12 protein-coding genes and 3 tRNA genes are annotated in these 12,393 nt (G+C 44.3%); 12 read left to right on the top strand and 3 right to left on the bottom strand.

Features of this window, described 5'->3' with window-relative positions:
* Positions 1–44 precede the first annotated feature (44 nt).
* The 9 genes from ACWQAU_RS07730 (at position 45) to ACWQAU_RS07690 (ending at position 6,095) form a co-directional block, all read left to right on the top strand.
* Positions 45–117: transfer RNA gene (locus tag ACWQAU_RS07730), tRNA-Thr, on the top strand.
* 641 nt (positions 118–758) lie between these two features.
* The gene (locus ACWQAU_RS07725; RefSeq protein WP_003643855.1) at positions 759–2,231 is read left to right on the top strand and encodes a peptide MFS transporter; all 1,473 of its coding nucleotides are present in this window, start codon (positions 759–761) and stop codon (positions 2,229–2,231) included.
* A 54-nt stretch (positions 2,232–2,285) separates the two neighbouring features.
* Positions 2,286–3,128 (top strand): metallophosphoesterase, encoded by an 843-nt coding sequence (locus tag ACWQAU_RS07720; protein ID WP_003640888.1) that lies wholly within the window; start codon positions 2,286–2,288, stop codon positions 3,126–3,128.
* 75 nt (positions 3,129–3,203) lie between these two features.
* Positions 3,204–3,286, top strand: a tRNA-Tyr gene (locus ACWQAU_RS07715).
* 9 nt (positions 3,287–3,295) lie between these two features.
* A tRNA-Gln gene (locus ACWQAU_RS07710) sits at positions 3,296–3,367 on the top strand.
* A gap of 322 nt (positions 3,368–3,689) precedes the next feature.
* Positions 3,690–4,148, top strand: a complete 459-nt coding sequence (locus ACWQAU_RS07705) for a hypothetical protein (RefSeq protein WP_015825157.1) — start codon at positions 3,690–3,692, stop codon at positions 4,146–4,148.
* A gap of 386 nt (positions 4,149–4,534) precedes the next feature.
* Entirely contained in the window at positions 4,535–4,852 is a 318-nt protein-coding gene (locus ACWQAU_RS07700; protein WP_003644999.1) for a cupin domain-containing protein, read from the top strand.
* A gap of 30 nt (positions 4,853–4,882) precedes the next feature.
* Entirely contained in the window at positions 4,883–5,218 is a 336-nt protein-coding gene (locus ACWQAU_RS07695; RefSeq protein WP_003640891.1) for a cupin domain-containing protein, read from the top strand.
* 34 nt (positions 5,219–5,252) lie between these two features.
* Positions 5,253–6,095, top strand: a complete 843-nt coding sequence (locus tag ACWQAU_RS07690) for a metallophosphoesterase (protein WP_013355212.1) — start codon at positions 5,253–5,255, stop codon at positions 6,093–6,095.
* Between the two features lie 158 nt (positions 6,096–6,253).
* Here ACWQAU_RS07690 and ACWQAU_RS07685 read toward each other — a convergent pair whose 3' ends face one another.
* Both ACWQAU_RS07685 and pnuC read right to left on the bottom strand, forming a co-directional pair.
* On the bottom strand, positions 6,254–7,360 hold the full coding sequence (locus ACWQAU_RS07685) for an SLC13 family permease (RefSeq protein WP_003640893.1): 1,107 nt from the start codon (positions 7,358–7,360) through the stop codon (positions 6,254–6,256).
* 192 nt (positions 7,361–7,552) lie between these two features.
* Positions 7,553–8,374: a nicotinamide riboside transporter PnuC gene (gene pnuC / locus ACWQAU_RS07680; RefSeq protein ID WP_027821474.1), complete on the bottom strand. Its 822-nt coding sequence runs from the start codon at positions 8,372–8,374 to the stop codon at positions 7,553–7,555.
* A 360-nt stretch (positions 8,375–8,734) separates the two neighbouring features.
* Between pnuC and proC the strand changes: the two genes are divergently transcribed.
* The 3 genes from proC (at position 8,735) to ACWQAU_RS07665 (ending at position 11,466) form a co-directional block, all read left to right on the top strand.
* Positions 8,735–9,526, top strand: coding sequence for a pyrroline-5-carboxylate reductase (gene proC / locus ACWQAU_RS07675; protein WP_003640895.1), 792 nt, complete (start codon positions 8,735–8,737; stop codon positions 9,524–9,526).
* 78 nt (positions 9,527–9,604) lie between these two features.
* Positions 9,605–10,741 carry an N-acetylglucosamine-6-phosphate deacetylase gene (gene nagA / locus ACWQAU_RS07670; protein WP_003644997.1) on the top strand — a complete coding sequence of 379 codons (1,137 nt, stop codon included), beginning with the start codon at positions 9,605–9,607 and terminating at the stop codon, positions 10,739–10,741.
* 23 nt (positions 10,742–10,764) lie between these two features.
* Positions 10,765–11,466: a GntR family transcriptional regulator gene (locus ACWQAU_RS07665; RefSeq protein WP_003640897.1), complete on the top strand. Its 702-nt coding sequence runs from the start codon at positions 10,765–10,767 to the stop codon at positions 11,464–11,466.
* Between the two features lie 169 nt (positions 11,467–11,635).
* On the opposite strand, the gene ACWQAU_RS07660 is transcribed toward ACWQAU_RS07665, so the two are convergent.
* A complete protein-coding gene (locus ACWQAU_RS07660; protein WP_003643865.1) occupies positions 11,636–12,373 on the bottom strand; it encodes a WecB/TagA/CpsF family glycosyltransferase in 738 nt (245 codons plus the stop codon).
* Between the last annotated feature and the right edge of the window lie 20 nt (positions 12,374–12,393).

Below are 12,393 nucleotides of genomic sequence, written 5' to 3'. Positions count from 1 at the left end.
GACATAGATGTTGGCAATTGTGTTAACATCTATTTTTATATCATGCCGGCTTAGCTCAGTTGGTAGAGCATCGGTATCGTAAACCGAGGGTCATCAGTTCGACTCTGGTAGCCGGCACTTGTGAGGTGGGACGTGGTTCTCGCCTTTTTATTTTTAAATAGACATAAAATGATTGGCAGCTTTGCGCAAACGCAAAGCTGCTTTTTTGATATAAGAATGTTAGCTATTTGAATGCCGAAGTATCGAAATGATCGTAAGGGCTTAGTAGGATGATGCCTATTGTCGCCACTGCTTTTTAGGTATGCTTAGCATATCAATCTTGCGGTTTATTATAATTAGTCGCAATAACTGTAAATTACATGCTGCGAACAATCATAGCCATTTTAATAGCGGTACTTTATTGTTGATAATTTCAGTTTTGTTTTTTGTTTAATTAGATTTTTAATACCAATTGCGTATTTTCAGCATTTGAATGCTATTAATTATTTTATATTAAATTAGAATTTAGTGTTAATTTTAGAAAGCTAAAAGCCTTATAAAATGTCCTATCAACTAGTTTTTGGTGCTATAAAAGGATTTAAGACTATTTATGTATGGTGGATATTAATTTAATTAATGGTTATTAGATTAGAAAACGGTTAGTGCTATTGTTGATTAAGATTAAGGCTAGTATAATAGTTATTATGTTTAATTAAGAAACAAAACTTGTTACTTTTAAACGAAATACAAACTGGTTAAGAAGTTTGGAGGAATCTCTATTGGATAAGGAACAAAAGCTGGATCGGTCGTTCTTTGGCCAACCCCGTGGCTTACGGACGTTGTTCTTCACTGAAATGTGGGAACGATTCAGTTACTACGGGATGCGTGCGCTACTGATCTATTACATGTACTACAGTGTCGCTAAAGGTGGTCTTGGATTTGACCAAGTCACCGCAGCATCCATTATGTCAATCTATTCGGCCTTAGTTTACGTTTCTAGTGTCCTCGGTGGCTTTCTAAGTGACCGTGTCTGGGGTAGCCGTAAGACCGTCTTTATTGGTGGGGTCTTCATCATGTTAGGCCACATCGTGTTATCAACGCCATTTGGAGTTGGCGCACTATTTGTTTCAATCGCACTTATTGTCATTGGGACTGGGTTATTAAAGCCAAACGTCTCTGACATGGTTGGTCAATTGTATACAGTAGAAGATACACGTCGGGATGCTGGTTTTAGTATTTTCGTCTTCGGGATTAACTTAGGTTCATTGGTTGCACCAGCCTTAGTTGGTCGGATCGGCTTAAATGTTAACTTCCACTTAGGCTTCTCCTTAGCTGCGATTGGGATGTTCTTTGGTCTATTGCAATACTACTTTGATGGTAAGAAGAATTTAAGTTCTGCTAGCCTCTATCCAACTGATCCATTGGAACCCGGTGATTTGAAAAAAATCATGCGGTGGACAATCTTAGGAATCGTTGGGATTGGGTTGATTCTACTATTAATGCAATTAATGAATGCTCTTACGTTAGCAAATGTTATTAGTTTAATTAGTACGCTTGTTATCTTGACACCAATCGTTTACTTTATTTTGATGTTAACGTCTGACAAGACTAATGCAACAGAACGTTCACGTGTTCGGGCTTATATCCCATTGTTTATTGCCGCTGCTTTATTCTGGGCAATTGAAGAACAGGGTTCGTCCGTACTTGCGTTATTTGCAGCTAACCGGGTTAATTTGGATCTTGGTTTTACCCATCTAGCTGCTTCTGATTTCCAAATGCTAAACCCATTGTTCATCATGATTTATACAACACCATTCGTGTGGTTGTGGACTAAGTGGGGTAAAAAACAACCTAGTTCACCAACTAAATTTGCGATTGGGTTGCTATTCGCTGGGGCTTCTTACCTAGTGATGGCTGTACCTGGGGCGCTCTTTGGAACTGCAGGGAAGGTTAGTCCATGGTGGTTAGTTGCCAGTTGGGCAGTCGTTGAAATTGCTGAAATGTTGATCTCACCAATTGGTTTATCAGTTACCACCAAGCTTGCACCAAAGGCTTTTGCTTCTCAGATGATGAGTATGTGGTTCCTAACTGATTCGGTTGGTAGTGCGCTTAATGCACAGATTGTCCGTTTCTACTCGACGCAAACCGAAGTGCCATATTTTGCGATTACCGGGATTGTTAGTGTCGTTTTAGGGATTATCCTCTTTATGATGGTGCCAATGATTAAACGGTCGATGCAAGGCATTCGCTAAATTGAATATTTACTCGAAGATATGTTATCTTAGTGATAGCATATCTTTTTTGTTTTGGAGGGGTTGACCATCGTACGAATTGCTTTCAGTAGTGATAATCATTTTGATGTTAATCGAGTGGATGCGACTGCGATGATGCGATCTCAGGCGACCTATCTTTTACAGAATGGTGTTCAGATTTATTTGATTGCTGGCGATCTTTTTAATGACTTTCAGCGTAGTCAGCAGTTTGTCGTCGATTTACAGGCCCTATTAGGCGCACAGACGCGTGTTTACTGGATTGCGGGTAATCATGACATGGTCCATGGCATTTCGTTTGACGAGCTTGAAACAGGGCATTTTGATGGCTACCTGCATAACCGGTATATCGATATTTCTGGTACAGATTGGCGCGTGATTGGACATAATGGGTGGTATGACTATCAGTATGCTGCCCAGGTCCCTGATACGACTGCGGCCGACTTCTTACACTGGAAGAATGCGTTTTGGATCGACCGGGCTATTAAACAGCCGATGAGCGATCAGGAGCGGACTGATTTAATGCTCAACCAAGTAAAAGCGCAGCTTAACTTGGCTGCTGTGGATCACAAGCAAGTTATTTTTATGACGCACTTTGTTCCCCGGATCGATTATTTGCGTTTTTCTGATGATAATCGGTTTTGGAATATGGCTAACGCGTTAATGGGAACGCCCCGGTTAGGACAACTGTTGGAGCAGTTTAACGTGGCGCACGTTTTATTTGGTCATTTGCACGTCCATCCGCAACCGCGGGTGTTTGGTCAGACCACCTATTATGACCAAGCAGTGGGCTATGGACTCAAGCGTATCAATGAATGGCAAGCCAATAATTTTATGGCGGAGTGGTATCAAGATACGCAAATTCTGGATTTGAAATAAAAACTGAAAAAACTTTGAAAAAAGTCTTGATTTTTTATTCAAAATTATGTATTCTAATATAGTTGAATGATTTACGGAGGGGTAGCGAAGTCTGGCTAAACGCGGCGGACTGTAAATCCGCTCCTTCGGGTTCGGTGGTTCGAATCCACTCCCCTCCATTTCATTATTGGGCTATAGCCAAGTGGTAAGGCAACGGGTTTTGATCCCGTGATGCGCTGGTTCGAACCCAGCTAGCCCAATTGTTACGCCTTTCGTCGTTAATCAGGTCTTAGGATCTTGATGTAACGACTTTTTTTATTGGCTTAAATTTATCTTAATATCGGCGGGTAGTGCCACTTCGTGAAGAATGCGTAACGGATTCTTCATGAAGTGGATTTTTTTGTCTCGGTCTGTTTATTTGCCATCATCAATAATAATGTGATATGTTTTGGTATTCTATTTGGGGGCACGATCCAGATGGGATAGGAGGTCTGGTCAATGAATTTATTTATTCCGTAAGTACACGGAAGAGGTTAATGGCTGGCATTGTTAATTTTAAAAATACGTACTAGTTAACGCGTCATGACGGCCATCATAATTATTATGAGTCGTTCTTATAAAAGCACACCAATTTTTAAAGCACATATGGGTTATGGAAAGAAGCGCGCTAACCATGCTGTTCGAAATCGTATGAATCGTGGTGAATTTGATGATTTGCCGGCTAATTCGCATGCCTGGTATAAACGATGTTATGAGCAGTATGATGTTGTCGATTATTGCTCCAGAGAGACTTATTCGCAAGTTCAACTTGAGCTGGAGACGATGCGATTAGAGATTACTCGCAACGGTGGGATTATTCGAAGAATCCCACAACATCTGGTTGTTACGTATACTTTTGATCCGGTGATATCTGATATTGTGCACATGCAGCGAACGGAAGAACTAATTCCTGCGCAAGATGTCCAAATGTTTGTAGGTACTTTTGAACAGTGGTGTCGGGAGCGTCGCAACTGCTGGGCCAAGGCTTATTATCGAAAATAAGTCGTATTGGAACTTGATCTATGAGATTTGGTTGAAGAGGCTGCGTATGCGTACCCTTGGTTGTCCCACTACCAGCCCCAACTAGTTGACTGAATAAATCAAATTTTCCACAGAACTGTTATCAAATGCAGTAACGGCAGGCTGTCCAGCGTCGCAATAATGCTTGGGCAGCTTTTTGCATGGCCCATATCTGGATGCAAAGGCATTTACCTGCCAGAGATGACGTGGTTATTAAGTATATGACTAGCAGTCAGTTATTCAGAATTATAAGATGTTTATTCAATCGAACCTCGAAAATTGAGTTTGTTAGCGTTAAGCTTAATTTAAGAAATCATACCATCATGAATAACGTAAGCGACCATGATGATGACCAAGGAGGATTTGAAATGGCGGTAACTAAAATTGATTTAAAAACCACGATGACTTACCGGGAGCATGCAATTACTAGTAAATCATTTGCTCGAAAATTAGGGATTGAACTGCCGTTTGCGATGTACGCAATGGCGGCGGGTGAAAGTATTAGTGCTGAACAATCCACGCTGACCCGCTTATTTGAGGTTGTTGATGGTACTTTGACCGTCCGTTTGGCGACGGAGACCGACCAAGAAGTGCATGCGGGCGAGATGTTAGTGGTGCCAGCTCATACGGTCCATACGTTGGTCGCTGAGCAGCCGTGCCAGTTTATTCAATTAGAAACGAAATAGGCCTTAATAGCGAGATGCGGAGGAATTCAAATGAGTTTAATTAACAAAATTGATCATGCTAAGGTCCTCAATTTAACTGAACAAATTCCACTGGATGATGATCAAGTTAATAGCCGGACACTGGTTCAACGGGATGATTTAAGTATGACGCTATTTTCAGTCGCAACCGACCAAGAGATTGGCGGCCATTCTGCCCAGGGCGATGCGATGGTCAATATTTTAAGTGGAGAAGCGGAAATTACGATTGAAGGCACCATTTATCATTTAACTGCGGGACAATCGATCGTGATTCCTAAGGATGCCCGGCACGCGTTATATGCCGTTCAAGGATTTCAGATGTTATTGGTGGTCGTTAAACCCGACTAATGCACGTGGTTATCGATGAGACGGAGGGAGTAATATGCCGCTGTATACGTTTATTGGTGATATTCATAGTGCCGCGGATGATCTGGCAGTTTTATTAGCCGATCCTGAAGTTACCGCGACGCGCTTGATTTTCTTGGGCGATTATATTGATGGTACGGCGGCACGCTATTTTGGTCATGCCACCGAGTCAGCTCCGTTGGCGCCGCTAAAAGTACTGACGATGGTTAGAAAACGGGTACGGGAATACGGCGATGTGGCTTTACTTGGCAATCATGATGAATTTTGGCTACGGACAGCTCATGGTGATGACAATGCCACCGCAACTTGGGTGTTGAACGGTGGTCACCGGACCTGGCGCAAATTAGGGATTTACTCCTCCAATCCCAATCATGTTCGGCGGGCATTAAATGGTGCGCTATTAAAGCCGGATACTGATTTCTTAGCACATTTGCCGCTGATGTGGCAACATGGTCGGTTACTGGCTATGCACGCGGGTGTTAACTGGCAATACCCATTAACACAACAAACAACGACTGACCTACTGTGGATTCGGGATGACTATTATGATGACTTCACGACTGGCAGTCACCGTTGGCATCGGAACTTATTCAATAAAGTCATCATTACTGGTCATACGCCGGTGCAGACCTTGACTGGTTCACACACTGGTTATTTAAAGATGCAGGCAGATGCGCAAGACGTTCCACGATATCTAATTGATGCAGGCAGTCGTTCAGGCCTGTTTGATGGTGGAATTTGTGCGTTAACGCTGACGGTCGATGGTGAATTTGTCAGGGCGAAACGCGTGATCAAGGGTCACCGCTACGATGGTCAGCAAATCGTCACTCCGGCCATGTTGGTGGATCAGGCGCACTAAGTATCACTAAACATCTCAGAGATAGAACGTAAAAGGAGCAGGCTCACATGATATTGAGACTGCTCCTTTTATGATGTCACGCTAGTTACTGGTTTTCGCACTATTTCAAGTTGATTGGTTTGCAAGTTCTCACTGAATCGTTACTCAGCGTAACTGAATTATAGGTGTAAATAGAACCAGCCACCAAGGCCTAAAATGAACAGGCCAAGTCCATTGAGGGCCGTAAACACGATCAAAAAATGGTGGAGTGGTTGTTCATCATTGAAGGGCAACAATTGTTTTAAGGCAAGCAGATTTGCTAGTGAGGCCACCAATGACCCCAGACCGCCGATATTGACGCCTAAAAATAGCGCTGATAAATGGGGCGTGAAATTCGCTAGTAAGATGGCGGCTGGAACATTGCTGATGACTTGGCTAGTAATTAGTCCAGTAATATAGACACTGGGGGCTGTCTGAGTCAATTGGTTGAGCCAATGCGTTATTGCGGGATTATGACTGATGGCGCTAACGAAGATGAAGAAGCAGATAAAGGTTAAGAGTAGTGCGTAATCAACGTACTGAAAGACGCGTCGGTTAATCATGAGGCCTACGACAATCGTTCCGATAATAACTAGTGAAATGGGCACCAAATTAAAAATGCCAAGCATAATGAAACTGAGCAGGCCGCCCGCAAGCCCGATTTGACTGCGAGAAATGGGCGTAGATTTGGTTGGTGTTACAGTTAGCGGCAACCGAGGTAACCGCCGGCTTAAGGCAACTAATAAAGCTAGACTAGCAAGCATTAACGGAGTCGACAATTTAAAAAACGTGAATAGATTAACGTGATAGAACGTGACCAAAAATAAATTTTGGGGATTGCCAATGGGCGTAAACGCGCTACCAAGATTGGCTGCCATGATAATTAAAGTCGTTGGGTAGGCAATGGCCAGGTGCTGCCGCCGGGCGAGTGTGAGAAAGATTGGAATTAACGTTAGGATCGCAACGTCGTTAGTTAAAATCATTGAGCCACCAAAGGCCAGTAAGATGAATAATTGACACATTTGACGGGTATCGTGTGATTTAACTAAGAGCCAGTCCCTTAAAGTATCAAGCAAATGCATCGCGCGAAGTAATTGAACACTGATCATGAGTGCAAATAAGGTGCCAATCGTAGCCCAATTAATTGCCGTCAGTTGGGGTGTCCCGATGAACAAACTTAAACCAGCACAAATTAATGCAATAATAAAGATTTTATCGTGAAGTGTGCGACGAACGACTGTCACCATGGTAAACGTCCCCCTCAATAGTCAGTTAATTAGTTCTAACTTAAACAAACTCGTCGCTAAATGTAAACTGATAGACATTTTTCAGATAAGGATGTAGCCACCCGAACGGTAACCCAAATAAAAAATCGCTTCAAAGTTATGTGTTTAACTTTGAAGCGATTAGTGCTTGGTTTTGATTGCCAGTTAGCTTGCTTAATGTGTATCTAGTTTATCTTGCTGAGTGTTTTGACCGAAGAACCACAAGTAGGCACCATATAACGCGTTAGCGAGCATCACTAGTTGCAATGCTAACATTGAGGCGGCTGCAGGACTGAAGCCTTTTAATTGGTTGAACCAGATAATAACGTTAATCACGTCGAGTGTGATCCACGCAACCCATTGGGAACGATAACCGTTGACCATGAGGACACTACCGACAATCCCAAGTGGTAACAGGGTCGCGTCCAGGTAGATTTGGTTACCGTTAAGTTGTTTACTAAAGTGTAAGACAATGGCGTAGACGAGTATGGCTAACGCGAACCAGGAACAACCGGCTAATTTGCTCAATTTACGACCAGTCAGTTCGCTGGCATCGGGTTGCGCTGCCATTTTACGATGCCAGACGGTGATGCCGACAAATTGCATGATAAGGTAAAATGATTGCGACGCAATGTCACCAATCAGCCGATTGGTGATGGCCGTAGTCAGCCAAGCCGCACAGGCAATAATGCCCCAACTATAGTTCGTCAGTCGCCCTTGATCAACCAGAATTAAGTTAATCACGACCGTAATCCCGGTCAATAGGCCAATCCAGCCATGTAGGCTGTAATCGCGGCCCAGAATAAAACCAATGATGGTCACGATTAGCATCGTGCTCATCATCAACTTAGTGGTGCGGCGAAGCGTCTTTAATTCATTAAGTCCCCGTTGCCAGCTGAAGACGGCGCGCATGGCCGTGGGCAGACTAGTGATGTCTTGCTGGCATTGTTGCAGCAGGGTTGATAAGGTGAGTCGGAAATGGTTGTTCTGGTTCATAGTGAAACACTCCTTAGTTGTTTTTAGACAGCCGTGTTCGGAAGCAACGCTGTGTTTGATTGCTGTTTACATTAGCTTGTTCAAGCAGACCTGTCAACGAGCTTCGCGCATATTGAAGGCCGATTATTAATAGATTAATCAATTGGTTTCAGTATTGATAAGCAATCACCTTAATAGAGTGGCTCGTGATATTTATTTGTTGATAGTGAAAGTTGAGCTGAAAAAAGTGATTAATTACCCACAGTTTCACAAATATTGGTATAGTAGAAGAGTAAGCGGGAATGTCTGTTTAATCCTGCCTAGCCGTTAATCGGTTAGTGGTTAATGATATAAATTATAAGTCAGAGGAGCGTTTTACGGATGAAAATCGGATTCATTGGTGCCGGTAACATGGGCCGCGCGATTATTGATGGGTGGTTAAAACAACAAGCGGTCGTCCCAGCAGATATTTATATTCACAGTGCCCATGCTGCGAGTTATCAACCTTATGCGCAAAAAAATGGGCTACAGGCCTGTGACACTAATTTGGCCGTGGCACAAGCTGCTGACGTTATCGTTTTGGCAGTTAAGCCGAACATTGCGTTGGCCGCATTAAAAGAAGTTCAAGCAGCTTTAACGGGCAAGTGGGTTATTACAATGGTATCAGGATTGAGTTTGGCCGATTATGCCACGGTTGTCCCTGATCTCCCCGTTCTGAGAATCATGCCGAATGTGAACGTGGCGATTGGTGCCGGGATGACGGCGTTGGTTGGTAATGATGCCTTAACACCAGAGCAATATGCGGCTGGACAACAATTATTCGATGCGATTGGTGCCACGAGTGCCATCGCTGAGAAAGATTTTCCAACTTTTTCAGCCTTAGCAGGTAGTTCGCCGGCCTACATCTATTTCTTTATTGACGCGATGGCCCGCGCAGGCGTCAAGCACGGTTTGAGCAAGGATGCAGCGACTAAGATTGCGGCGCAGGCCACGCTGGGCAGTGCGCAGAATGTTTTAGCTTCTGATAAAATTCCGTTTGACCTGATCGATCAAGTTTCTTCACCTGGTGGCACGACGGTTGCTGGATTACTGGCCATGGAAGAGGCCGGCTTTATGACCGCAGTGGTGAAGGGAATTGATGCGACGATTGCGAAGGAACTTGGCGAATCTTAAATTACTTGGTGCTGGTGGTTGCAAGTTTGGTCTATACCGATTATAATTAAACCAGATAAATCCAAGGAGGAATTGTTCATGAGCAAAGTGTTAAAACATGCCATCATTTATACTGGTCTAGAAAAGATCGATGACGGCTACATTCGTTTCGGTAAGGAAATTGAAGCGGTTGGTCCAATGGATGACTACGTGGCCCAACCCGATGATGATATCGAATTTGTGAGTGGCAAAACGATTGTACCGGGCTTCATTGATGTTCATAGCCATGGTGGTTATAGTTTTGATTCAATGGACGGGAATCCAGCTGAAATTAACGAAATGGTTAATGATATGGTTGCCCGCGAAGGTATTACGTCATACTTCTGTACGACCATGACGCAATCCAACGAAAACTTAGATCATTCGATGGCCGGTATTAACAAGGCCGCCGATGAAAATCCGGTTATCCAAGGGGTTCATTTGGAAGGCCCATTCATTTCGGCGACGTTTAAGGGTGCCCAACCTGAAAAGTACATTAAGAATCCTAACGTTGACTTATTAGACAACTGGAACAAGTTGTCGGGTGGTCGGGTTAAGTTGATTACTTACGCGCCGGAAGATCCTGGTTCGCGTGAATTTGAAAAGTACTGCTTGGAAAATGGCATTGTGCCTTCAGTGGGCCACAGTAACGCGACTCGTGAACAATTATTAGCAAGTAAAGCAACTCACGTGACGCATTTATACAACGCGCAACGTGAATTCAAGCACCGTGAACCAGGTGTTACTGGTCATGCCATGCTTGAAAACAACATGTACTGTGAATTGATCTGTGATGGGTTCCATATCGTGCCTGACATGATCAAGCTCGCTTACGAACAAAAGGGCGTTGACCGGATCGAATTGGTGACTGATTCAATGCGTGCCAAGGGTGAACCCGACGGTATCAGTGAATTAGGTGGTCAAAAAGTGATTGTTAAGGATGGTCAAGCACGTCTTGAAGAAGGTAACTTGGCTGGTTCTGTCCTGACATTCATTAATGCCTTCAAGAATATTCAGAAGTTCACCGGTTGTGGCATTGCTGAAGCGGTTAAGATGGCTTCTGTCAACCAAGCACGTGAATTTGGGTTGACTAAGAAAGGAACATTGGAAGCCGGTAAAGATGCTGATATCAACATCTTAGATGGCAATCAAGATTTAGTCGCAACATATAGCTACGGTAAAAAAGCAGCTAAATAAATTAGAAGTAAGGGATGAGTACCATGAGTTCGCCAATTTATATTCAAATCCACAACCAAATTAAGCAGGCGATTGAAGCAGGTCGGTGGGCCGTTGGTGACCGGATTCCGTCTGAACGGGAGCTGGCTACACAGTTCGATGTTAGTCGGATGACCCTTCGACAAGCAATCCAGACATTGGTTGACGAAGGAATATTAGAGCGGCGAGTCGGTGCCGGCACGTTTGTCGCGAATCAGAAGGTCCAAGAAAAAATGTCCGGTGTCACCAGTTTTACTGATCTAATGCTGGCCCAGGGTAAGGTCCCATCAAGTAAGACGATTTCATATCACGTGACGAGCCCGTCGCTATCTGAGAGCGAAAAGTTGGCGTTAGGCGCCAACGAACAAGTTCTACGGATGGAACGAATTCGCTATGGTGATGATGTGCCAATTTGTTTTGAGGTCGCAACAGTTCCAGAACGACTCGTCAAGCAGTTCACCAAGGACGAAATTACGAGTTCGTTGTATCGGACGTTGGAAGAAAAGGCAAGTTTAGTGCCTGGTAAGGCTCAACAGACGGTTTCGGCGATGTCTGCTTCTGAGCGTATCGCAGAATACTTGTCAGTCCGGCGTGGCGATGCGTTGCTACGGTTACGGCAGATTTCGTATTTGCAAACCGGCGAACCGTTTGAATACGTGCGGACCCAGTACGTTGGTAACCGGTTTGAGTTTTATCTTGAAAAATAACCAGTCGGTCGGGTGCTGGGCACCTGATTAGAGTGGTGATACCAAAAATAGCTCACCTAGGATGTTATTCTAGGTGAGCTATTTTTGGATTTATGACTGAAGACTGGGTACACGCACAAAAGCAATTGTCATCGTAACGCAGTGGCTTATAACTGGTAATGATTGCCAGTTAATGGGCTTGCTGGCGCGCTATTTTTTTAACTAACCGCAAGTAGCGGGGTAACACGAGCATCCGCTTGAAACGACTTGGTTCTTGAATCAGACGGTAGAGCCATTCAACGTGGTGTTTTTGCCAAAATAACGGCGCCCGCTTAACCGCGCCTGCAATTACGTCGAAGCTACCCCCGACACCCATCCAGAGCGCATCGAGGCGTTGGCGGTGTTCGGCGATGAAAAATTCCTGCTTAGGAAAACCAGTGGCTACGAAGACCATATCGGGTTGCGCGGCCACGATTTGGTCGACAACGGTTTGTTCGTCGTCATAATAGCCATCACGGGCACCCGCGACAACGATGCCGGGATAATCTCGTTGAACGATCGTGGTCACTTGCTTTAACACGGCCGGCTTGGCACCTAACAAAAAGATCCGTTGGTGCTGTTGGCTACCCCATTCTAGTAGTGTTAAAAGAGTATCATAGCCGGTGATCCGTTCGGGGAGTGGTGTGCCAAGAATCTGGGCCCCCTGAATGACGCCAATGCCGTCTGGCGTGATATAGTCCGCTTGCGTTAACACCTGTTGGTAATCGGGGTGTTCACGAGCATACATTAAGATCTCGGGGTTAGCGGTCACCACAAAGCGATTGCGATGCGCGAGAATATCGGTTTGAAGTTGCTGAACAAAACCAGCGTTAGTTGTCTTGATAAACGGCACGTTTAAGATGTTAACCGTGTCAAAAGGGACTGACATAAGCGACCTCACTTTCTAAT

Source organism: Lactiplantibacillus sp. 3062, assembly GCF_055413545.1.
Note: the sequence above shows the minus strand (reverse complement) of the source record. Positions and strands in the feature narration are given on the sequence as shown.